This is a genomic window from Providencia sp. CIM-Carb-044, from assembly GCF_033901115.1.
Classification (GTDB): domain Bacteria; phylum Pseudomonadota; class Gammaproteobacteria; order Enterobacterales; family Enterobacteriaceae; genus Providencia; species Providencia hangzhouensis.
The window spans coordinates 40918-63027 of sequence record NZ_JAXADV010000018.1 but is presented as its reverse complement, the minus strand read 5'-3'; the positions used below and the strand labels follow the sequence as shown (position 1 = coordinate 63027).

General features: G+C 42.3%; 21 protein-coding genes and 1 riboswitch. Of the genes, 15 read left to right on the top strand and 6 right to left on the bottom strand.

Annotated features, from left to right (window positions below; genetic code table 11):
• Nucleotides 1-403: 403 nt before the first annotated feature.
• On the top strand, nucleotides 404-1993 hold the full coding sequence (gene purH / locus SJ312_RS21435) for a bifunctional phosphoribosylaminoimidazolecarboxamide formyltransferase/IMP cyclohydrolase (RefSeq protein WP_004264527.1): 1590 nt from the start codon (nucleotides 404-406) through the stop codon (nucleotides 1991-1993).
• Between the two features lie 17 nt (nucleotides 1994-2010).
• Entirely contained in the window at nucleotides 2011-3294 is a 1284-nt protein-coding gene (gene purD, locus SJ312_RS21430) for a phosphoribosylamine--glycine ligase (RefSeq protein ID WP_164454914.1), read from the top strand.
• Between the two features lie 341 nt (nucleotides 3295-3635).
• Here purD and SJ312_RS21425 read toward each other — a convergent pair whose 3' ends face one another.
• From SJ312_RS21425 to nudC, 6 genes are all read right to left on the bottom strand, one after another.
• The gene (locus SJ312_RS21425) at nucleotides 3636-4280 is read right to left on the bottom strand and encodes a DUF1481 domain-containing protein (RefSeq protein WP_310889357.1); all 645 of its coding nucleotides are present in this window, start codon (nucleotides 4278-4280) and stop codon (nucleotides 3636-3638) included.
• 71 nt (nucleotides 4281-4351) lie between these two features.
• The gene (locus tag SJ312_RS21420) at nucleotides 4352-4624 is read right to left on the bottom strand and encodes an HU family DNA-binding protein (protein ID WP_004264522.1); all 273 of its coding nucleotides are present in this window, start codon (nucleotides 4622-4624) and stop codon (nucleotides 4352-4354) included.
• Nucleotides 4625-4823: 199 nt separating this feature from the next.
• On the bottom strand, nucleotides 4824-5411 hold the full coding sequence (locus SJ312_RS21415) for a YjaG family protein (protein WP_004264521.1): 588 nt from the start codon (nucleotides 5409-5411) through the stop codon (nucleotides 4824-4826).
• Nucleotides 5412-5485: 74 nt separating this feature from the next.
• Nucleotides 5486-6157 carry a deoxyribonuclease V gene (gene nfi / locus SJ312_RS21410; protein WP_050763795.1) on the bottom strand — a complete coding sequence of 224 codons (672 nt, stop codon included), beginning with the start codon at nucleotides 6155-6157 and terminating at the stop codon, nucleotides 5486-5488.
• A 109-nt stretch (nucleotides 6158-6266) separates the two neighbouring features.
• Nucleotides 6267-7331: a uroporphyrinogen decarboxylase gene (gene hemE, locus SJ312_RS21405; RefSeq protein ID WP_004264519.1), complete on the bottom strand. Its 1065-nt coding sequence runs from the start codon at nucleotides 7329-7331 to the stop codon at nucleotides 6267-6269.
• Between the two features lie 92 nt (nucleotides 7332-7423).
• The gene (gene nudC / locus SJ312_RS21400) at nucleotides 7424-8215 is read right to left on the bottom strand and encodes an NAD(+) diphosphatase (protein ID WP_004264517.1); all 792 of its coding nucleotides are present in this window, start codon (nucleotides 8213-8215) and stop codon (nucleotides 7424-7426) included.
• A 249-nt stretch (nucleotides 8216-8464) separates the two neighbouring features.
• On the opposite strand from nudC, the gene SJ312_RS21395 reads away from it, so the two are divergent.
• The 13 genes from SJ312_RS21395 to SJ312_RS21335 all read left to right on the top strand — a co-directional run bounded on the left by SJ312_RS21395 (nucleotide 8465) and on the right by SJ312_RS21335 (nucleotide 22098).
• Complete coding sequence (locus SJ312_RS21395; protein WP_110592639.1) at nucleotides 8465-9517, top strand: ABC transporter substrate-binding protein; 1053 nt, start codon at nucleotides 8465-8467, stop codon at nucleotides 9515-9517.
• A 28-nt stretch (nucleotides 9518-9545) separates the two neighbouring features.
• The gene (locus SJ312_RS21390; RefSeq protein WP_110592640.1) at nucleotides 9546-10361 is read left to right on the top strand and encodes an alkaline phosphatase family protein; all 816 of its coding nucleotides are present in this window, start codon (nucleotides 9546-9548) and stop codon (nucleotides 10359-10361) included.
• Nucleotides 10361-11263 carry an ABC transporter permease gene (locus SJ312_RS21385; RefSeq protein WP_004264514.1) on the top strand — a complete coding sequence of 301 codons (903 nt, stop codon included), beginning with the start codon at nucleotides 10361-10363 and terminating at the stop codon, nucleotides 11261-11263. Before SJ312_RS21390 ends, SJ312_RS21385 begins: the two co-directional genes overlap by 1 nt.
• On the top strand, nucleotides 11253-12083 hold the full coding sequence (locus tag SJ312_RS21380; RefSeq protein WP_004264512.1) for an ABC transporter permease: 831 nt from the start codon (nucleotides 11253-11255) through the stop codon (nucleotides 12081-12083). The genes SJ312_RS21385 and SJ312_RS21380 overlap by 11 nt, the downstream gene beginning before the upstream one ends.
• Nucleotides 12083-13099, top strand: a complete 1017-nt coding sequence (locus tag SJ312_RS21375) for an ABC transporter ATP-binding protein (RefSeq protein WP_094962818.1) — start codon at nucleotides 12083-12085, stop codon at nucleotides 13097-13099. Before SJ312_RS21380 ends, SJ312_RS21375 begins: the two co-directional genes overlap by 1 nt.
• Nucleotides 13100-13117: 18 nt before the next feature.
• A complete protein-coding gene (locus SJ312_RS21370; RefSeq protein ID WP_319868333.1) occupies nucleotides 13118-13780 on the top strand; it encodes an HAD family hydrolase in 663 nt (220 codons plus the stop codon).
• A gap of 374 nt (nucleotides 13781-14154) precedes the next feature.
• Nucleotides 14155-14266, top strand: a riboswitch (TPP riboswitch).
• Nucleotides 14267-14410: 144 nt separating this feature from the next.
• Nucleotides 14411-16384: a phosphomethylpyrimidine synthase ThiC gene (thiC, locus tag SJ312_RS21365; RefSeq protein ID WP_136135115.1), complete on the top strand. Its 1974-nt coding sequence runs from the start codon at nucleotides 14411-14413 to the stop codon at nucleotides 16382-16384.
• Entirely contained in the window at nucleotides 16368-17051 is a 684-nt protein-coding gene (gene thiE, locus SJ312_RS21360) for a thiamine phosphate synthase (protein WP_153674192.1), read from the top strand. The genes thiC and thiE overlap by 17 nt, the downstream gene beginning before the upstream one ends.
• Nucleotides 17052-17126: 75 nt before the next feature.
• The gene (locus SJ312_RS21355; protein ID WP_319868331.1) at nucleotides 17127-17885 is read left to right on the top strand and encodes a HesA/MoeB/ThiF family protein; all 759 of its coding nucleotides are present in this window, start codon (nucleotides 17127-17129) and stop codon (nucleotides 17883-17885) included.
• A complete protein-coding gene (gene thiS / locus SJ312_RS21350) occupies nucleotides 17873-18073 on the top strand; it encodes a sulfur carrier protein ThiS (protein WP_004264499.1) in 201 nt (66 codons plus the stop codon). The genes SJ312_RS21355 and thiS overlap by 13 nt, the downstream gene beginning before the upstream one ends.
• Before the next feature lie 2 nt (nucleotides 18074-18075).
• Nucleotides 18076-18846 (top strand): thiazole synthase, encoded by a 771-nt coding sequence (locus SJ312_RS21345; protein WP_004264496.1) that lies wholly within the window; start codon nucleotides 18076-18078, stop codon nucleotides 18844-18846.
• Nucleotides 18843-19964, top strand: a complete 1122-nt coding sequence (gene thiH, locus SJ312_RS21340) for a 2-iminoacetate synthase ThiH (RefSeq protein ID WP_112307482.1) — start codon at nucleotides 18843-18845, stop codon at nucleotides 19962-19964. The genes SJ312_RS21345 and thiH overlap by 4 nt, the downstream gene beginning before the upstream one ends.
• 331 nt (nucleotides 19965-20295) lie before the next feature.
• On the top strand, nucleotides 20296-22098 hold the full coding sequence (locus SJ312_RS21335) for an arylsulfotransferase family protein (RefSeq protein WP_319868330.1): 1803 nt from the start codon (nucleotides 20296-20298) through the stop codon (nucleotides 22096-22098).
• Nucleotides 22099-22110 lie beyond the last annotated feature (12 nt).

The window sequence follows — 22110 nt, the reverse complement described above, 5'->3', positions numbered from 1 at the left end:
CGCGCTTTGCGTTGTCTTGTTCCCGGTCAGTGGATGCGCATTATAGGGAGTCAGAAAAATCTGGCAACCCCTTTTTTGCATTTTTTTATTCAACTGCTGCATTACACAGCAAAACCCCTACTTATACCGACTTATACACGAAGTTATCCACAACATGAAAATAATTTAAAAATTATCGCGCATTACGCAAACGTTTGCGTTACAATTGGCTCGAAATTTCGGCATTGATTTTGTTTTTATGTTCTGAAATTGTTAGTGACTTATATATTGTTATAGGGGAAGCTGGCTAATTCCGCTTTGCTTTCATCAATAGATATAATAGGTATATAAGAAAAGCTCTTTGAGTTTTTACTGACTGATATTCGTTATTGCCTTATTTATTCAAATCCAAGGGATCTATCTCATGCAACTGCTTCGTCCTATTCGTCGTGCCCTGCTTAGTGTGTCTGATAAAACAGGGGTTGTTGAATTCGCTAAGGCGTTATCTCAACGTGGTGTTGAGCTTCTATCTACTGGCGGTACTGCAAAGTTACTTGCTGAGTCAGGACTAAACGTAACTGAAGTTTCAGATTACACTGGGTTTCCTGAAATGATGGATGGTCGAGTGAAAACATTGCACCCGAAAGTGCATGGCGGAATTTTAGGTCGTCGCGGTACTGATGATGCCATTATGCAACAGCATGATATTGCCCCTATCGATATGGTTGTTGTTAATCTGTACCCTTTTGCCCAAACAGTGGCAAAACCAAATTGCACTCTTGAAGATGCTGTAGAAAATATTGATATCGGCGGCCCAACCATGGTGCGCTCCGCGGCCAAAAATCATAAAGATGTAGCAATTGTGGTGAATAGTAATGACTATCAAACCATCATTGATGAAATGGATAACCACGAAAACTCGCTAAATTGGTCAACTCGGTTTGACCTCGCAATAAAAGCTTTCGAACACACAGCTGCTTATGACAGCATGATTGCGAATTACTTTGGTGAATTAGTTGCCCCTTATTATGGTGATACGACCCAACCTTCTGGCCGTTTCCCTCGCACCTTGAATTTAAATTTTATAAAAAAACAAGACATGCGTTATGGAGAGAACAGCCACCAAGATGCTGCTTTTTATATAGAAGAAAACCCAAAAGAAGCTTCTATTGCAACTGCACAACAAATTCAAGGTAAAGCCCTGTCTTATAATAATATCGCTGATACCGATGCGGCTCTTGAGTGTGTTAAATCATTCGAAGAACCTGCTTGTGTAATTGTCAAACATGCTAACCCTTGTGGTGTCGCTATCGGTGATTCTATTCATACAGCTTATGATAACGCATTCAAAACTGACCCAACGTCTGCTTTTGGCGGCATTATCGCGTTTAACCGTCAATTAGATAAAGAAACCGCTCAAGCGATCATTGACCGCCAATTTGTAGAAGTCATTATCGCGCCTTCTGTTGCTAAAGATGCATTGCCTATTCTTGAGACTAAACAAAACGTTCGCGTACTTGAATGTGGCGAATGGAGCAAACCAGTTGCAAGTTTAGACTTTAAACGCGTGAATGGCGGTTTATTAGTGCAAGACCGTGACTTAGGAATGGTTGAAAAAGAAGAACTTCGCGTTGTGACTAAGCGCCAACCAACTGAACGCGAGCTAAAAGATGCGTTATTCTGTTGGAAAGTCGCAAAATTTGTGAAATCCAATGCTATCGTTTATGCCAAAAATGATATGACTATCGGTATTGGCGCAGGGCAAATGAGCCGTGTGTACTCTGCAAAAATTGCAGGTATTAAAGCCGCAGATGAAGGCTTAGAAGTCGCTGGCTGTGCAATGGCCTCAGATGCCTTTTTCCCATTCCGCGATGGTATTGATGCCGCAGCTGCTGTTGGAGTAACTTGTGTAATCCAACCAGGTGGTTCTATCCGCGATGAAGAAGTGATTGCAGCTGCAAATGAACATGGTATTGCAATGCTTTTCACTAATATGCGTCATTTCCGTCACTAATTATTAGGAGCCTAGTAATGAATATTTTGATTATTGGTGGCGGTGGCCGTGAACATGCCTTAGCGTGGAAAGCGGCTCAATCCCCTTTAGCAGATAAAGTGTATGTTGCCCCGGGCAATGCAGGCACAGCATTAGAACCATCCCTTGAGAACGTTAATATTTCTGCGACAGATATTGATGGGCTGCTACAATTCGCTAAAGAAAAGCAAATTGGTTTAACGATTGTCGGCCCTGAAGCACCATTAGTTATTGGTGTTGTAGATGCATTTAAGGCTGCTGGCTTAACTATTTTTGGCCCAACCAAAGGTGCTGCTCAGCTTGAAGGCTCTAAAGCATTTACTAAGGACTTTTTAGCTCGCCATCATATTCCTACTGCGGCCTATGAAAATTTTACTGAGATTGAACCTGCTTTAGCTTACTTAGATAAAGTCGGTGCGCCAATCGTGATCAAAGCAGATGGCCTTGCAGCGGGGAAAGGCGTTATCGTAGCCATGACTCTGCAAGAAGCAAAAGAAGCTGTTCATGACATGTTAGCGGGGAATGCCTTTGGTGATGCAGGACATCGTATCGTGATCGAAGAGTTTCTTGATGGCGAAGAAGCGAGTTTCATCGTTATGGTAGATGGTGAAAATGTCATTCCAATGGCAACTAGCCAAGATCATAAACGTGTCGGTGATGGTGATACAGGTCTAAATACAGGTGGAATGGGCGCTTACTCCCCAGCTCCTGTTGTGACAGATGAAATACACCAGCGCGTGATGGAACAAGTTATTTATCCAACTGTTAAAGGCATGGACCAAGAAGGAAACCGCTATCAAGGCTTCTTATACGCTGGATTAATGATTGATAAAGCAGGTAACCCAAAAGTTATCGAATTCAACTGCCGTTTTGGCGATCCTGAAACTCAACCTATCATGATGCGCTTGCAATCAGATTTAGTCGCTTTATGTTTAGCGGGGGCGAAAGGTGAGCTGGCAGGTAAAGATTCATTATGGGATGAGCGCCCTGCTTTAGGGGTAGTAATTGCTGCGGGTGGTTACCCAGGTGACTACCACAATGGCGATGTAATTTCAGGTTTACCAACCACCGAAGCGGCTGATAGCAAAGTTTTCCATGCGGGTACTCGCATGAAAGATGGAGAAGTCGTGACTGCCGGTGGTCGCGTCCTATGTGTAACAGCATTGGGTAATGATATCGCTAAAGCGCAAGCCAAAGCTTATGAAGTGGCAAAAACCATTCACTGGAATGATAGCTTCTACCGCAACGATATCGGTTACCGCGCTATCGCTCGTATAAAATAATACAAAGTACTAAACCATTCCCTAAGCTGATAAGAGGAAACTTTTATCAGCTTTTTTATTGTTGTTTGTACTATCAAACAAGCACTTTAAGGATTTCTGTTCGTAGCTAGACGGCAAGGTGACTAGGCTAAGTCACCGCGGCCAACAATGCTGAAGGTCGAAAGGCTACGAGTTGACGAGCAAAAATATCGGCTCTAAGTATTTCAATTCAGAGCTAGGCGGCAAACGAAGATATCTTAGGGAGCATACATAAGTATGTGACCTAAGTAGCTGAGAGCAGCCAACAACGCTATGGATTGAAAGACGACGAGCGGTGGGTCGAAAGACGACGAGCGGAGATATTACAACGAATCTTTAGAAGGTTGCCAGCGGCAAAAATCCGTGTCAGCCACCATCAAAAGCTGATTCCCCTCAGAAGACTCCAACCACGCTAAATTTAGCTGGGAATGCCACACTTTCGCACGGCTCTGTAACCAATTTTCAGCATAGGGCTCAAAAGTCACTTCGCGTACATCACCTTCACAAGTCGTCACTTTACCTTGCTGCCAGCGACCTTGATAGAGTTTGACGCCGCCAACAATAAGTGCGGTGTTTGTCTCGAGTATGCGTTCAGCTTCAAAGCGCCAACGCGTAATTTCATCCGTTGAAAGAGGTGTTTTATAGCCGTCTTGAGTACGCTGCATAAAAATAACCTCATTATTTTTATCGAAGCGTAATTGTTCGGTGATATCACCGTTTTTTTGATTCAAGATTTGGCTGCGAATTTGCCACAGATTGCCTGAACGATATTCAAAGAAATTAACGGAAGTGTCTGTACCTTTATAGGGGCTATAAACCACCATTAAGACCAGAGGCTGGCTTTTTGCATTATTAAGTCGCCACATACGAATGACGCCATCATCGGCAATAAAACCACTTGCACTAAACTCAGGGAGCTTTGGTGCATTAGAAGAACAGGCGCTTAGCATTGAGATAGTTCCCAACACCAGCAACCCTTTTTGAATAAACAAAAGGGGTAGTTTTTTACCCCCTCTGGTGATTCGGCTGTACAATGTTCTTATTTTACAGCTTCTTTCAGTGCTTTACCGGCAGAGAAAGCAGGCACAGTTGTAGCAGGAATCTGGATTTCTGCTTTAGTTTGTGGGTTACGACCAGTACGCGCAGCACGATGGCTAACTTTAAAAGTACCGAAACCGACCAGTTGGACTTGTTCGCCTTTTTTCAGCGTTTCAGAAATAGCATTCAGAGTAGATTCTAATGCTGCTTTTGCCTGAACTTTGGTCAGGTCCGCTGATTCTGCGATAGCATCAACTAATTCAGTCTTATTCATAAATTATCCTTACACAGTGTGTTTATCGTTTGCAAAGCATCGAGTGCGTCGGATATGCCAAATTGACAGCCCCTGATACACGCCCCCGATAGCCACTTCTTCTCGCCCCTAAATGTAGACCAGAGTAGGGGCAAATGTGAAGTCTTAGTACTCAGCATTACTGCGTCAAGTCACGTTTTCGATAATGAAAATGCAAAAATCAGCTTAAAGTAATACCTATATTGCTCACCCCCGCTTCGCGGAGGTCAGATTTTAATCCTTTAATTAACTCTAAGTCGCGCTCTTCACAAGCTGCCAGTAACCGGAAAATGTCCCACTGGATATCCCATTCCTCTTCAACGGCCGGGATTTCTTTGAGTTCTTCTTCTGTCATTTCCCGCCCTGCTTGAGTCATTTCGAGCATGGCAACCGTACGAATGGATGCTTCGCTAACCAATATTGCGTGTTCGAGGGTTTCACCACTCAATTTCGAATGGATAATTTCACCTAACGCAATACAGGCATCAATAGCTGGATACACACCATACATATCGAAATCATCTGCTGATGGGATAATTTCTTCTAATTTTTCTAACTGACTGTCGAAATTGACTTTGCTATCTTTAATGACCAAAGTTTCCCAAACTAAATCAAGGATGGAACGATAAACTTTTGCATCGGCAAATTCAGTTTGCTGACAAAACATTTGAAAGTTCGGATACATTCTTTCACATAGGCTTGCCATGAAAGTTGTATGTTGCCAGCTTTCTAATTTTTCCAACCTCAAATGAATGGGATTTCTTAACATAATTTCTGACTCATCAATCTTAATACTTCGCAGTTTACCTGAAAATCTGTCAATGCCACATATTTTGCTGATAATTAGCTGATTTTCTCATTCATTCGCTTAAAAAACGTTCGATTTGATGCAATTCCGTCAGCAAAACGCGTCGGTTCTGGCAACCGATAACCTTTTAGACACTGCTTTACCCACTCTAAGGAAGAGGAAAAACCTACTTTATGACCAGGTGAAACATATAATGGTTTGCAGCGTTTTTTGCTCCGCAATACCCAACCGAGTTGATTTTCACCTGCCATTAATGGCTGAACACTTTCGGGTTCTTCACTTAACTCAACCGCATCACCACATAAACGGCTTTTTGCAACGCCAATTGTGGCTATATTAGCTTGTAACCCAAAATGGCAGGCAACACCAAAGCGCCGTGGGTGTGCAATCCCTTGTCCATCTACGAGTACTAATTCAGGTTTATTTTGTATTTTTTCCCACGCCGCCATTAACCCAGGGACTTCACGAAAAGAAAGTAACCCCGGTATATAAGGCAATTGAGTCGGTATTCGTGCTATTTGATACTCAACAAGTTCTAACTGTGGCCAAGATAATACAGCTACCACTGCACGCGTAATAGCGCCTTGCTGTTCAAAGCCCACATCCGCTCCACCAATCAGTTTGAGTGGTGGAAGTTCATCATGCAAAATGATTTTTGAAGCTTGCCTAGTTTGTTCTTTTCGTAACAATTGAGTATCTAAAACCATCATGCGTCCATTGCTTATGAGATTAAATTATTCTTAATCATAGATGATAATGGTGTACTTACAAGATTCTATAAATACACCACAAACCTAGAAGATCAATAAACGATAATTATTGATGATATTGGCGGGATAAACGGTGAACTGCATCCACAAATGCACCTGCATGCTCAGGTGGAACATCCTGATGAATACCATGGCCTAAATTGAATACGTGCCCTTCACCTTGGCCGAAGCCAGATAGAATATTTTGCACTTCTTCTTCTATACGCGCAGGTGGTGCATATAACATGGATGGATCCATATTACCTTGTAAAGCGACTTTATCACCAACACGACGACGAGCATCAGCAATTTCAGTCGTCCAATCAAGGCCTAATGCATCGCAACCCGTTGCCGCCATTTCCTCTAACCACTGACCGCCACCTTTAGTAAATAAGGTGACAGGAACACGGCGACCATCATTTTCACGAATTAAGCCATCAATAATTTTATGCATATAATTCAGTGAAAACTGTAAATAATCACGCTTAGTTAACACCCCACCCCATGTATCAAAAATCATCACGGACTGTGCGCCTGCACGAATTTGAGCATTCAAGTATAAAATGACACTGTCCGCCAGTTTATCCAATAACAAATGTAATGTGTTCGGGTCTTCGTACATCATCTTTTTGATTTTAGTGAATGCTTTGCTACTGCCGCCTTCCACCATATAAGTCGCCAGTGTCCACGGGCTACCAGAGAAACCAATCAGTGGCACATTACCTTCAAGGGCTTTACGGATGGCACGAACGGCATCCATTACATAACCAAGTTCCATTTCAGGATCAGGAATAGGGATGTTTTTTACATCTGCCGCGCTCATAATCGGTTTATGAAAACGTGGGCCTTCACCCGTTTCGAAATATAACCCAAGCCCCATTGCATCGGGGATAGTGAGAATATCAGAAAATAAAATTGCAGCGTCTAATGGAAAACGACGTAATGGCTGTAATGTCACTTCACAAGCCAATTCGGTGTTTTTGCACAGAGCAATAAAATCACCAGCTTCAGCGCGAGTTGCTTTATATTCAGGCAGGTAACGCCCTGCTTGACGCATCATCCATACAGGGGTCACATCTACAGGCTGACGTAGCAAAGCACGTAGATAGCGGTCATTTTTTAACTCAGTCATTATTTACTCCATTATTATAAGTGGCCGCCGCAAATGGCTAAGAGCGAAGTTCATTATTGTATCATGTTAATGATAACAATATCAGCGCTGTGCTATTTTCCCGTTTCATAATCACTTTGACGACACAATGCGACCGTATCTTCAATCAAACGCCTAGCTATGGTGTCCGCGGGTGGGATCAAAGGCAGTTCATTGTAATGATACCAATTTGCGCTCACCAACTCCTTCGGGTCTACTTTAATATCACCACTCTCATAATCCGCGAGAAAGCCCATCATTAAAGAATGAGGAAAAGGCCATGGCTGTGAAGATACGTAACGAATATTCTTCACTTTTATATTGCTCTCTTCCATGACTTCGCGCATAACAGCCTCTTCTAGTGTTTCACCCACTTCAACAAAACCCGCTAATACGGTAAATAATGGATTTTGCGAATGGCGCCGGTGCTGAGCTAATAGAATATGGTCATCACGTCGGATCCCCACGATAATACAAGGGGCAATCTGCGGGTAATAGCGCTCATGGCAATGGTCACACAAACACGCCCATTCTGTTTCACTATGGCGCATTGCAGTACCACAATAGCCGCAATAACGATGAGAACGATAAAATTCCGCCAATTGCACACCTCGCCCAGCGAGACGAAATAAACCCTCATCTTGCGCAGCAACAATACGGGGAGATGCCATATCTGATGGCATTTTTTCGGCTATCAACCAGACAATTTCCCCTTGCCACTCACCAATTGGTGTCGCTATTTTTCCTTCTAACAAATAGTCCTTTGCCATGCCTCGTGGAATATCTCCATGAGGTAGCCACAAACGCCCGGAAAAACAGATAAACCACCAACCACTTTCAGTTCCTGATAATTTTAACTTATTCATTTTTCATATCTTTTGTTAGTTTTTATTGTCGAAAAAATAAATCTATTAATGACACAATACACTTCTTTGGCGCAATGTCATTCAAACGTTTGTTTCATTATTTTTCATTATCAATTTTGACACTTTTTAGACGTTCCATTCCATAAAATGTCTAAAAACTGTCATAAAAGGGTCAACTAACTGTCACCTCTTAAAATTAGGATGCTAAGTAACCAATACGGTTCACCGTTCTTCAAAAGTGAGAAAATAATGAAAACTATCGTTCCTGCGATTTTACTATCATTGACTGCATCCAGTGTGACATTAGCTGCTGATGCTAATTTAGCAGAGTTAATCGATGCAGCGAAAAAAGAAGGGCAAGTTTACAGCGTTGGAATGCCTGACTCTTGGGCTAATTGGAAAGGAACTTGGCAAGACTTAGCGACGCAATATGGGTTGAAGCATCAAGATACCGATATGAGCTCCGCCCAAGAAATTGCCAAATTTGCCGCAGAAAAAAATAATGCGACCGCAGATATTGGTGATGTAGGTGCCTCTTTTGGGCCTGTTGCCGTGCAAAAAGGTGTGACTCAACCTTATAAACCAACAACTTGGGCACAAATTCCTGATTGGGCAAAAGACAAAGACGGCCATTGGGCTTTAGCCTATACAGGGTCAATTGCTTTTATGATTAATAATGATCTAGTGAAAGATGCGCCGAAAAGCTGGGATGACCTATTAAAAGGAAAATATAAAGTCACCGTTGGGGATGTTGGAATCGCTGCACAAGCCAATAATGCTGTACTGGCCGCCGCATTTGCCCGTGGTGGTGACGAAAATAACCTAAAACCTGCCATTGAATTTTTTGCTGAACTCGCCAAACAAAAACGCCTATCCGTTAATGACCCAACTGTCGCAAATATCGAAAAAGGTGAAGTCGAAGTTGGCATCTTATGGGACTTTAACGCACTGAATTACCGTGATCAAATCAACCGCGATCGCTTTACGGTTGTGATCCCATCTGACGGTTCTGTCATTTCAGGTTACACCACTATCATCAATAAATTTGCCAAAAACCCAAATGCAGCAAAATTAGCTCGTGAATTTATTTTCAGTGACAAAGGCCAATTAAACCTTGCTGAAGGCTACGCTCGGCCAATTCGTGCACAATATCTAACATTACCTGACGATATTAAAGCCAAATTATTACCAGAAGAACAATATAAAAATGTTCAACCCATTAAGAATGCAGAAGGTTGGGAAAAATCGTCCCGTAATCTCCCTAAAATGTGGCAACAGCAAGTTTTGATCCACCAGCAGTAATTTAATGTATTGATTTTAGGAAAAGTTAATGTCTGAGAAAGTCATACTTGTTGTCCTAGACGGTTTAAGTTATTCAGTAGCCCATCATTGTATGGGCTATCTTAACGGCTTAATTAAAGCCGACAGTGCAACACTTTACCAATTAGAGTGCGAGCTTCCTTCGATGTCTCGCCCTTTATATGAGTGCATACTAACGGGAGTTCCTCCTGTCAAAAGCGGTATTGTAAATAACCAAATTATCCGTTTATCCCATTTTGACAGCATATTCTCTCTTGCGCGCCTTGCCGGCAAAACGACCGCCGCCGCCGCTTATTATTGGGTGAGTGAGCTGTATAACCGAGCGCCTTTCGTCGCAACAAGAGACCGTTTTACTCACGATGAATCGCTAGCTATCCAGCATGGCTGCTTTTATCAAGCAGACCATTACCCTGATGATCACTTATTTGTCGATGCGGAATATTTACGCACTCAATTTAACCCTGATTTTTTATTGATTCACCCTATGAATATAGACGACACCGGGCACAAGTTCGGTTTTGATTCGCCGCAATATCGTAATGCAGCACGCCATGCAGATATCATCCTGTCGAATTATATTCCTACATGGATTGAGCAAGGTTATCAAATCCTGATCACTAGTGATCATGGGATGAATAATGATCGTAGCCACGGAGGGACACTTCCTGAAGAGTGTTTAGTCCCATTGTTTGTCGTCGGTTCGCAATTTTCTCATCAACCCTGCGATATTGAGCAAACCGCGATTTGTGGAACCATCTGTCGTTTACTTGGTGCCAACTCTCTGGATAAACCTGTTTGTGATGCACTATTACGAGGAGGTTTGTAATGGCTGATATCCCTGCTTCCTGTGAGCAGACATTCCAACCACAGGGAAAAATTGCCATGTTAAAAAAACGCTTTGCTCGTTTTCATTGGCGCGCTGCACTGCTACTGCTACCATTCTTTGTACTATTTAGTTTATTCCAAATCGCCCCAATGATTTGGGTGCTCATTAATAGCTTTATCTACGAAGAAGCATGGTCATTAGGCAACTATCTTGAAGTATTCAATAATGATTTTTACTTGCAAGCGTTTGAAAATACCTTATGGCTTTCCATTATTTGCAGTGTAATTGGCTTATTCATTTCCAGTATCACGGCATTTTCCATTTATAAAATGCAAGGGAAAATTCGCCGGATAATGATTTCCTTCACCACCATGGCCAGTAATTTCAGCGGTGTTCCTCTTGCTTTCGCATTCATTATTATTTTGGGCTTCAATGGGGCGATTACCTTGCAGCTCAAGTCATGGGGGATTATCGAAGATTTCAATATATACAGCGCCAGCGGGTTAATGCTGTTGTATGTATATTTTCAGATCCCATTAGGTGTTCTGTTGCTTTATCCCGCCTTTGACGCACTAAAACCTGAATGGGAAGACGCAGCAAAAACGATGGGAGCAAGCAAACTAACCTATTGGCTAAAAGTTGCTATTCCGGTGCTTTCCCCTGCTCTACTTGGCACCTTTATTATCCTAATTGCTAATGCAATGGGCGCATACGCCAGTACCTATGCGTTAACAAGTGGTAATTACAACCTTGTGACTATCCGAATTGCCAGTTTAGTTTCCGGTGATTTATTTCTCGAGCCGAATATGGCTGCGGCTTTATCAATGTTACTTATCGCTATCTTAGCTTTTATCACGGCTATCCATCATTGGTTAATCAAGCGGAGCTACCATGCAAAATAATAATGCGATTAGCCCAGTTATAACCAATAGCAATAAACCCTCTGGATTATTGCTTCATAAGTTAGTTCTAATCAGTGTTGCTAGCCTATTAGCGCTACCTATTATTGCCACATTTTTGTATTCCATCGCCAGCTCTTGGGGAGCCACTGTGCTACCTGATGCCTTGTCGATTAAATGGTATCTACAATTGTGGCAAGACCCGCGTTTTCTCATGGCATTTGGTCGTTCATTAATAATTTGCTTTGGTACGTTACTGGTTAGCACATTAATTATTTTACCCATGACGTTTGCGGTATTTTATCGGTTCCCTAAACTCAAAGGGATGATGGATTTACTCATTATTTTGCCTTTTGCGATCCCGCCTGTGGTCTCATCGGTGGGCTTGCTGCAAATATTTGCTGATGAACCATTCATGTTGGTTGGTACACCTTGGATCCTGATTGGTACTTATTTCACCATCACGTTACCTTTTATGTATCGTGCTCTTGCGAATAGCTTTCAAGGCATTAATTTACATGACTTAATGGATGCCGCGCATTTACTCGGTGCCAGTACCTTCCAAGCCTTTATGATGATTGTGTTACCCAATATTCGCAAAGGTATGTTGGTCTCATTATTAATTTCATTTTCATTTTTAATGGGTGAATTTGTGTTTGCCAATATCCTTGTAGGAACACGTTATGAAACCTTGCAAATCTATCTTTTCAATATGCGACAAACCAGCGGGCATTTCACTTCTGCTCTGGTGATGTCATATTTTCTGTTTACCTTATTGCTGACATGGTTAGCAATGCGATTAAATCGTTCAGGAGATGAATGATGAGTTATGTTATTGCGGAAAATTTAGCCAAGTCTTTTGGCACTAATCAAGTATTTGCTGATATTCAATTTACTATCGAAAAAGGCGAATTTATTACCCTACTTGGGCCAAGTGGTTGCGGCAAATCGACTTTATTACGTTGTATCGCAGGGCTTGAACAACTTAATCATGGTGAACTTTATATCAATCGCCAGAATGTAACCCACCAAGCCGCACAACAACGCGGTGTTGGCATGGTGTTCCAAAGTTATGCGTTATTTCCCAATATGACTGTGGTTGACAATATCGCGTTTGGTTTAAAAATGCGTAAATTTGATAGCCAAGCCAGATCTAAAGCGGTCGCTGAAGTGATTGAATTAGTTGAGTTACAAGGAAAAGAACAACAATTTCCCCATCAACTATCAGGGGGACAGCGCCAACGAGTAGCACTTGCAAGAGCATTAGTGATGAAACCGCAAATTTTGTTACTTGATGAGCCGCTTTCAGCTCTTGATGCACGGATTCGCAAACACTTACGCCAGCAAATTCGCCAAATTCAACGTGAATTAAGCTTAACTACCATTTTTGTTACTCATGACCAAGACGAAGCGATGATCATGTCCGATAGGATCTTTTTGATGAATAAAGGGCAGATCGTGCAAAGTGATACGGCAGAGAATATTTATACCCAACCAGCAACAGAATTTGTCGCTCGGTTTATGGGGCATTACAACCTTGTTGATTCCGAAAAGGCCAATACGATGTTAGGCCTTAATTTACAAGGTACACTTGCTATCCGCCCTGAGTCTATATATGTCAAAGAAGCGGGGCGCCAATACGGTAGCCATATTTCTCACCCTGTTGATGCCGTGATATTGGACCATCAGTTGCTTGGCAATATTATTCGTTATAGTGTGAATACCCCTGCAGGTGATATGACGGTGGATTTACTTAACCGCTCATCTGAGCGTTTATTTGAACCTGGAACTCGCCTTGAACTTATGTTTAATAAAAATGAAATTCGCACACTTAGTTAATAAGTAGATAGGAATATAATGCAAAACCGACTGGCCATTTTTGACTTAGATGATACGTTAATTCAAGGTGATAGCAGTGTATTGTGGACACAATATTTGTGGGACAAGCAAATCATTAGCGACCCACAATTTGTGGAGGCAGATAAAGCCATGATGGCGCAGTATAATGCAGGCACTTTGGATATGCCGACTTACCTGCATTTTAACCTACAAACCCTCGCCAATGTAAAAGCTGAGCAAGTGGATATCTGGTTGGATGATTTCGTACAAAACGTGATTTTACCGCGAGTCTACCCTGACGCCATTAGAACGATCGCAAATTATCGAGCTAAGGGGCTGCCAATTATTGTGATCTCCGCAACCGTTTCATTTATTGTGAAAAAAATTGCTGCGAAACTAGGTGCGGATGTCGCGATGGGGATCGATATCAAACAACAAGATGGTTGCTACACCACAGAGATCGACGGTATTCCAACCTTTAAGGAAGGTAAAGTCAAACGCCTATTAGCTTGGGTCCGTCACCAACCGATCACTGATGCCTATGTGTATTTCTACACCGATTCCGCCAACGATCTCCCGATGTGCCAATTTGCCGATGAAGTATTTATTATCAACGGTGACGAACGCCTAACGCAAGCCGCACTCGAACACAATTGGCCACAATATACTTGGGGTTTGTAAGCCCAATTTTAATTTCAAACTTGGTTTTAATTTTGGTTTTAACTAACTAATCTTTTCAAAGGTTCCTCTAAATTATTCGTGCTAGAGGAAGGAGATAAATAGAATTATCCCGATGAGCATACATAAGTATGTGACTTGGGTAGCCGAGAGCAGCCAACGCACTTATCGCTTGAAGAATGACGAGGAAGCACTTATTCCTTGAAAAATAACAAGGAAATAACCTTATTCCATTTTACTTTCCTCTAAATTATTCAAGTGAGAAGAAGGCGGCAAATGAGGATATCCCAAGGAGCATACATAAGTATGTGACTTGGGTAGCCGAGAGCAGCCAACGCACTTATCGCTTGAAGAATAACGAGGAAAGCTTATACTGAAATCTCTTGTCGGAGTGCCTAGTATGCAATGCATCAGGCTGAGACCGTTAATTCGGGATCCGCGGAACCTGATCGGGTTAATACCCGCGAAGGGAACAAGAGTAATCACTCAGCGTTAGTTTATCACCTCACATTTGGTGAAAAATTAGCCGCAACGTCTTTTTATTACTCCTCCGAACTCCTGACAAGCAACTTTCTTTCGATAAACCCGCTACACATAAAACTGTGATAGCCGTGACAATGTCAGGAAATTGCTATGTCCAATAATACAGAACAAAATATCATCCCTACTGCTGATTTATCGCCACAAGCAGCCCCCGCTCGTACCCGTAAAGCTCAACGTGATGCCGCTGAAAATTTTATTAATACCGTTTCTGGCGTTTCGTTTCCTAATTCACAGCGCATTTATTTACAAGGTTCTAGAGACGATATCCAAGTCCCGATGCGAGAAATCCAACTCTCTCAAACCTTGATTGGTGGCGATAAAGATAACCCACAATTTGAAGATAACGAACCTGTTCCTATCTATGATACATCTGGCCCTTACGGCGACCCAGTTTCTGAATTAAATGTGCATAAAGGCCTTAAAAAAATTCGTGCGCCATGGATAAGTGAACGAGCTGATACCGTACCTGTCGAAAATTTAAGTTCCGATTTTACCCAACAACGCCTTGCTGATGCAGGTCTTGATCATCTGCGCTTTAACAACCGCCCCCACCCATTAAAAGCCCAAACTAACAAGTGTGTTACTCAATTACACTATGCACGTAAAGGCATCGTAACCCCTGAAATGGAGTTTATTGCAATCCGCGAAAATATGGGGCGTGAACGTATTCGTGGTGAAGTTTTATTGCAACAACACCCAGGCCAAGGCTTTGGCGCAAATTTACCGGAGAATATTACCCCTGAATTTGTTCGCCAAGAAGTGGCGGCAGGTCGCGCCATTATCCCAGCCAATATCAACCATCCTGAATCAGAACCAATGATTATTGGCCGTAATTTCTTGGTTAAAGTTAATGCTAATATTGGTAATTCATCGGTCACCTCATCTATTGAAGAAGAAGTCGAAAAACTGATTTGGTCAACACGCTGGGGGGCAGATACCGTCATGGATTTATCCACTGGGCGTTATATCCACGAAACCCGCGAATGGATTTTACGTAACAGCCCAGTGCCTATTGGCACGGTTCCGATTTATCAAGCGCTCGAAAAAGTAAACGGTGTCGCCGAAAATCTCACGTGGGAAATGTTCCGTGACACATTATTAGAGCAAGCAGAGCAAGGCGTCGATTACTTCACTATCCATGCCGGCGTATTACTACGCTATGTACCGATGACCGCCAAGCGCCTAACAGGGATCGTCTCTCGCGGTGGCTCCATCATGGCCAAATGGTGCTTGTCTCATCACCAAGAAAACTTCCTGTATGAGCACTTCCGTGAAATCTGTGAAATTTGTGCCGCTTACGACGTTTCCTTATCATTAGGGGATGGCCTGCGCCCAGGTTCAATCCAAGACGCCAACGATGAAGCACAATTTGCCGAATTACATACCCTTGGTGAGTTAACCAAAATTGCGTGGGAATATGATGTCCAAGTCATGATCGAAGGCCCTGGCCACGTACCAATGCAAATGATCCGCCGTAATATGACGGAAGAATTGGAACATTGCCACGAAGCGCCATTCTATACCTTAGGCCCACTCACAACCGATATTGCTCCGGGTTATGACCACTTTACTTCTGGTATTGGTGCCGCCATGATCGGCTGGTTTGGCTGTGCAATGTTATGCTATGTCACCCCGAAAGAACACTTGGGATTGCCGAATAAAGACGATGTTAAACAAGGGCTAATCACTTATAAGATTGCAGCCCACGCCGCTGACCTTGCTAAAGGGCACCCTGGTGCACAGATCCGTGATAACGCCATGTCCAAAGCCCGTTTTGAATTTCGCTGGGAAGACCAATTTAACTTGGCATTAGACCCTGAAACTGCTCGCAAATATCACGATGAAACCTTACCACAAGCCTCTGGGAAAATTGCCCATTTCTGTTCTATGTGCGGACCGAAATTCTGTTCAATGAAGATTTCCCAAGAAGTTCGTGACTACGCGGCACAAAAAGAAGCCGGTATGGAACAGATGTCAGAAGCCTTCCGTGCTCATGGCAGCGAGCTCTACCATGGTGCTGAAATTGTGAACGCAGAGGTGGATGAAAATGCCAAAATTGCCTAGTGCTATATCTATTCCAAATACTATATCTATCCCAAATAGTCCTTTTCCTGCGACCGAGCAACGCCTTGGGCTTTACCCCGTTGTGGATTCCGTTGAATGGATTGAACGCTTGCTTAATGCAGGTGTTTCCACCATCCAATTGCGCATCAAAGACAAACCTGATGCCGATGTTCGTGATGATATTCAACAAGCGATTGCGCTAGGAAAAAAACATAACGCACGTTTATTTATTAATGATTACTGGCGCTTAGCGGTCGAGTTGGGTGCTTATGGCGTACATTTGGGCCAAGAAGATTTGGAAACTACCGATTTATTAGCAATCCACCAAGCGGGCTTACGGTTAGGAATATCAACGCACGATGAGCACGAACTGGCTATCGCGAAATCCGTGCGTCCTTCTTACATTGCTATGGGGCATATCTTTCCAACACAAACGAAAGAAATGCCTTCTTCGCCTCAGGGTTTAGAAACGCTTAAAGCCATGGTGGAAGCAACGCCTGATTACCCAACTGTCGCCATTGGTGGAATTTCTATTGATAAAGTCCCCGCAGTGCTAGCAACTGGGGTAGGTAGTGTTGCGCTGGTCAGTGCGATTACCAAAGCCGATGATTGGCGCGCTGCAACAGAAACGTTGTTGGATTTAATTGAGCGAAATACTGCCAACTAGCCAATTTTTAATCACATAACTCGCCCTGCTTTATCATCATAAAACAGGGTGAGTGATGATTTAAGGAATTCAATCATGTTAGGTGACCAAGAATTCATGCGTTACAGCCGTCAGCTACTACTCGAAGACATTAGTCCCGAGGGGCAACAAAAACTCAAAAATAGCAAAGTCCTCATTGTCGGCTTAGGGGGGTTAGGCTCCCCCGCGTCCCTTTATTTAACGGGGGCTGGTGTCGGCGAATTGTGGCTAGCTGACCACGATGACTTGCACGTTTCTAACTTACAACGGCAGGTACTTTACGATACCGATGATATCGGCCAGCCAAAAGCCCAGCTTGCCGCAGATAGGCTGCATCGGCTCAATCCATTGGTAAGAACCCATGTTGTCGCACAGAAGTTGGATGTCGAGACTTTAATTCCTTTAGCTGAACAAGTCGATTTAGTGCTTGATTGCTGCGATAACATGGCCACTCGCCATGCGGTCAATACCGCTTGTGTCATGACCAATACAACCTTAGTTAGCGGTAGTGCGGTTGGGTTTGGCGGCCAATTAATGGTACTTGAGCCGCCATTTAGCACCGGTTGCTATGCCTGTTTATATCCAGACCAAGATGAACCTGAGCGCAACTGCCGCACTGCCGGGGTATTAGGGCCTGTAGTTGGAATTATCGGCACGTTGCAAGCACTAGAAGCCATTAAATTACTTGTCGGCCTTCCCTCTTCACTGAGCGGTAAATTGCGTTTATTTGATGGGAAACAGCAACAATGGAATACATTGCAATTAACGCCGTCATTGCAATGTCCAATCTGTCGGGAAGAAACATGCATATCATAATTAACGACCAACCTATGGAATTCGACGCCCCACTGACGGTTAATCAATTATTTTCCACTCTCAACCGGCCAATAGTGGGAACTGCACTTGCTATCAACCAAGTGATCATTCCGAAGAGTCAGTGGGATTCACATCTCATTAATGACCAAGACAATATCTTGTTATTTCAAGCTATCGCTGGGGGCTAATAATGTTAAAAATCGCAGATTTAACTTTTCACTCACGCCTGTTTACTGGAACAGGTAAATTTGCCAGCGCCAACCTAATGCAAGACGCCATTGAAGCATCCGGCAGTCAATTGGTGACAATGGCAATGAAACGTATTGACTTACGTGGGCAAGATGATGGTATTTTACAGCCACTGCAAGAATTGGGTGTGAAGCTATTACCGAATACCTCCGGTGCGAAAAATGCCCAAGAGGCGGTATTTGCAGCGCGCCTAGCTCGAGAAGCCCTCGGTACCAATTGGGTCAAACTTGAGATCCATCCAGATATGCGTTATTTGCTACCCGATCCCATCGAGACATTACTCGCCGCTGAGCAGCTCGTTAAAGAGGGATTTGTTGTATTGCCTTATTGCAGCGCAGATCCAGTACTTTGTCGTCGTTTGGAAGAAGTAGGCTGTGCCGCTGTGATGCCATTAGGCTCACCGATTGGCACAAACAAAGGCTTAGCAACTAAAGAAATGCTCCGTATCATTATTGAACAAGCTTCTGTGCCTGTCGTCGTAGATGCCGGAATTGGTGCGCCAAGCCATGCGGCAGAAGCCATCGAAATGGGTGCCGATGCCGTTTTAGTCAATACCGCAATCGCGGTAGCGAAGCAACCTGCACTTATGGCAAAAGCGTTTAAACTCGCGGTCGAAGCCGCTGAGTTAGCTTATCAAAGCGGGTTAGCTGCGCCGAAGCAACAGGCGCAAGCGTCCAGCCCATTGACCCGTTTTTTAGGAGCCTTATCATGATCCCAAGTTTCCAAGAACGCTTACAAGCACTGGATTGGGACGATACGACACTACGGATAAACAGTAAAACACCTGTCGATGTGGAACACGCTTTGGCGACAGATATGCTCACACTCGATGATTTTATGGCGCTGCTTTCCCCTGCTGCCCGTCCCTATATTGAGCTGATGGCACAAAAAGCCCAGAAACTCACCCGCCAACGCTTTGGCCATGCTGTTGGCTTTTACGTGCCACTTTATTTATCGAACCTATGCGCAAACGATTGTACTTATTGCGGTTTCTCGATGAGTAATAAAATTAAGCGAAAAACGCTAAATGACGCTGAAATCATCAATGAGTGCGAAACCATTCGCAAAATTGGTTTTGATAGCTTATTACTGGTTACAGGGGAGCACCAAAGTAAAGTGGGTATGGACTACTTCCGCCACACATTCCCCATCATTCGCCCTTATTTCAGTTCGTTAATGATGGAAGTGCAGCCACTAAGCACAGATGAATATAAGGAGTTGAAAACTTTGGGGTTAGACGGTGTGATGGTTTATCAAGAAACCTACCATGAGCCCACGTATCAACTACATCATCTCAAAGGTAAAAAGCAGGATTTTCACTGGCGCCTAGCCACTCCAGAACGTTTAGGAGAAGCAGGTATAGATAAAATCGGCCTTGGCGCGTTAATTGGTTTATCAAACAGTTGGCGTACCGATTGCTATATGGTTGCAGAACATTTGTTGTACTTACAGCAATACTACTGGCAAAGTCGTTATTCTATCTCTTTTCCTCGCTTGCGCCCTTGTGCAGGTGGCGTTGAACCAGCATCACTGATGAATGAAGCCGAATTAGTGCAATTGATTTGTGCTTTTCGCCTACTGGCGCCGAATGTCGAGCTTTCACTCTCAACCCGTGAATCACCTTATTTCCGTGATCACGTGGTGCCATTGGCAATTAACAACGTCAGTGCCGGCTCAAAAACCCAACCGGGTGGCTATGCAGATACCAAAGAAGAGCTAGAACAGTTTTCCCCAAATGATAACCGCAGTGCCGCTCAAGTCGCACATGCCCTTGTGCAAGCCGGTTTACAGCCCGTTTGGAAAGATTGGGATAGTTATTTAGGCCGTTAAATTTTACGGGCTAACGCAATGTTAGCCCGTAAATAACGATCAGTAAATGAATTAACATAATGTATAGTTTAATATCATTCATACTGTGTTACTGATCATAAGATATGAACAATACTCATACCATCACTAGGAAAAAATCAATTATATTTTTAACTTTTTGTATTAATTACGTATTATATTCTTATCACTTAATATTATAAATATAAGCACTTAATAGAACATTACTGTATTGTTCTATTAAGTTATAACACCATAATAAAAAATATTTCAAAAGCCATTACCTTTACACCATTATTCCACATAGAAAAAATTTACTATAGGAATATTTAATATGGGGCATCCAAGTATTTATCCTTCAGGAACTACTATTTTCAATAAAGAAAAAACATTTAGTGGTTATACCCTTTTTAACGCACCAGGAAAAGGTGCGCTATTAATTGATATGAATGGTCGAGAAGTGCATTTATGGCAAGGAGTTGATGGTTTCCCTAATAAAATTTTACCTGGTGGATATTTATTTGGTAGTCATGGTTTGCGATCACCTAAATATGGTGTTCAAGATCAAGTTGATTTAGTTCAATTTGATTGGGATGGTAACATTATATGGTCATTCAATAAATTAGAAAAAATACAAGATCCTAATCAAGAAATAATATGGATGGCAAGACAACATCATGATTTTCAACGTGATGGAAACCCTGTTGGTTATTATTCTCCTACATTAACATCACAAACCCATAGCGGAAATACTCTAATACTATGCCATCAAAATATTTACAAACCTGAAATATCAGATAAATGGCTACTTGATGATATTTTTATCGAAGTAGATTGGCAAGGTAATATTATCTGGCAATGGGCATTTAGCGATCACTTTTCAGAATTAAATTTCAGCGAAGAAGCTAGAAATGTTTTATATCGTGATCCAAATATGCGTAATGCTGGTGGAGGCATGGGAGATTATCTACATATTAATACCATGTCTCGTATAGGGCCAAATCTACATTATGATAATGGAGACGAACGTTTTCATCCTGATAACATTATTTGGGATTCTAGAGAAGCAAATATAATCGGAATAACTAGTCGAAAAACTGGAAAAATAGTTTGGCAATTAGGACCAGATTATAACGACAAACAAGTTCATCATCTTGGTTGGATTATCGGACCTCATCATGCTCATATTATACCTCATGGCCTCCCAGGTGCAGGAAATCTGTTAATTTTTGATAATGGAGGTTGGGCTGGTTATGGAGCACCAAACCCTTCATCTGTATATGGCTTAAAAAATGCATGGCGAGATAGTTCTCGAGTATTAGAAATAAACCCAGTTACTCTCGAAATTATTTGGCAACATGATGCAGAAAAACTAGGTTTTGCATCTCCCATGGATTCGAGTCGATTCTATAGCCCATATGTAAGTAGCGCTCAGCGTCTACCAAATGGTAATACTTTAATTACCGAAGGCTCAAATGGGCGATTGATTGAAATAACAGCTGAACATGAGATTGTGTGGGAATATGTCTCACCTTACTGGCGAGAAGGGAAAAAACGCAATAATATGATCTATCGTGCCTATAGAATCCCTTATGATTGGATCCCTCAATTAGATATACCTGAAGAAAATAGCATAGCACCTCTGGATGTCTCTCAATTTCGATTACCAAATGCAGCCCCTAAAGATACAATTACAAGAGTGTATATCGAAGGGATAATAAAACATAAAATTCCAGATGATGATATCTTATGTATTGCTCGCACTGGAGATAATCATTCCTCCAAAAAATCTGACATATTTTTCTTTTCCGATAAAATATATGAAATAGATAGTGAAACATTCTATTCAATTATTAATGAAAATAAAAATAATTTGATTTTCTTCGGTGCTAATTGGTGCAATAAATGTAAAGTATTGAATGAGTTATTACCTTCATTAGTGAAACTTTACTCAATAAATAAAATCAATTATCTCTCTGTAGATAATTCTGTTGAAATTCTTCAAAAGTATTCACTTAGAAGTATACCTATTATTGCAGTCTCAAATAATGGGAAATTAGTGGATAAACTCGTTGGATTACAGGATACAAAAACATATGTGAGCTTCCTCAATCAATATTTCGATAAAATAAGTTGAGGTTTATATATC

What these genes read in the sequence shown, in the direction of transcription:
- purH (WP_004264527.1), top strand. Translation starts at nt 404, where the DNA reads ATGCAACTGCTTCGTCCTATTCGTCGTGCCCTGCTTAGTGTGTCTGAT.
- purD (WP_164454914.1), top strand. Translation starts at nt 2,011, where the DNA reads ATGAATATTTTGATTATTGGTGGCGGTGGCCGTGAACATGCCTTAGCG.
- SJ312_RS21420 (WP_004264522.1), bottom strand. Translation starts at nt 4,624, where the DNA reads ATGAATAAGACTGAATTAGTTGATGCTATCGCAGAATCAGCGGACCTG.
- SJ312_RS21415 (WP_004264521.1), bottom strand. Translation starts at nt 5,411, where the DNA reads ATGTTAAGAAATCCCATTCATTTGAGGTTGGAAAAATTAGAAAGCTGG.
- nfi (WP_050763795.1), bottom strand. Translation starts at nt 6,157, where the DNA reads ATGGTTTTAGATACTCAATTGTTACGAAAAGAACAAACTAGGCAAGCT.
- hemE (WP_004264519.1), bottom strand. Translation starts at nt 7,331, where the DNA reads ATGACTGAGTTAAAAAATGACCGCTATCTACGTGCTTTGCTACGTCAG.
- nudC (WP_004264517.1), bottom strand. Translation starts at nt 8,215, where the DNA reads ATGAATAAGTTAAAATTATCAGGAACTGAAAGTGGTTGGTGGTTTATC.
- SJ312_RS21395 (WP_110592639.1), top strand. Translation starts at nt 8,465, where the DNA reads ATGAAAACTATCGTTCCTGCGATTTTACTATCATTGACTGCATCCAGT.
- SJ312_RS21390 (WP_110592640.1), top strand. Translation starts at nt 9,546, where the DNA reads ATGTCTGAGAAAGTCATACTTGTTGTCCTAGACGGTTTAAGTTATTCA.
- SJ312_RS21385 (WP_004264514.1), top strand. Translation starts at nt 10,361, where the DNA reads ATGGCTGATATCCCTGCTTCCTGTGAGCAGACATTCCAACCACAGGGA.
- SJ312_RS21380 (WP_004264512.1), top strand. Translation starts at nt 11,253, where the DNA reads ATGCAAAATAATAATGCGATTAGCCCAGTTATAACCAATAGCAATAAA.
- SJ312_RS21375 (WP_094962818.1), top strand. Translation starts at nt 12,083, where the DNA reads ATGAGTTATGTTATTGCGGAAAATTTAGCCAAGTCTTTTGGCACTAAT.
- SJ312_RS21370 (WP_319868333.1), top strand. Translation starts at nt 13,118, where the DNA reads ATGCAAAACCGACTGGCCATTTTTGACTTAGATGATACGTTAATTCAA.
- thiC (WP_136135115.1), top strand. Translation starts at nt 14,411, where the DNA reads ATGTCCAATAATACAGAACAAAATATCATCCCTACTGCTGATTTATCG.
- thiE (WP_153674192.1), top strand. Translation starts at nt 16,368, where the DNA reads ATGCCAAAATTGCCTAGTGCTATATCTATTCCAAATACTATATCTATC.
- SJ312_RS21355 (WP_319868331.1), top strand. Translation starts at nt 17,127, where the DNA reads ATGTTAGGTGACCAAGAATTCATGCGTTACAGCCGTCAGCTACTACTC.
- thiS (WP_004264499.1), top strand. Translation starts at nt 17,873, where the DNA reads ATGCATATCATAATTAACGACCAACCTATGGAATTCGACGCCCCACTG.
- SJ312_RS21345 (WP_004264496.1), top strand. Translation starts at nt 18,076, where the DNA reads ATGTTAAAAATCGCAGATTTAACTTTTCACTCACGCCTGTTTACTGGA.
- thiH (WP_112307482.1), top strand. Translation starts at nt 18,843, where the DNA reads ATGATCCCAAGTTTCCAAGAACGCTTACAAGCACTGGATTGGGACGAT.
- SJ312_RS21335 (WP_319868330.1), top strand. Translation starts at nt 20,296, where the DNA reads ATGGGGCATCCAAGTATTTATCCTTCAGGAACTACTATTTTCAATAAA.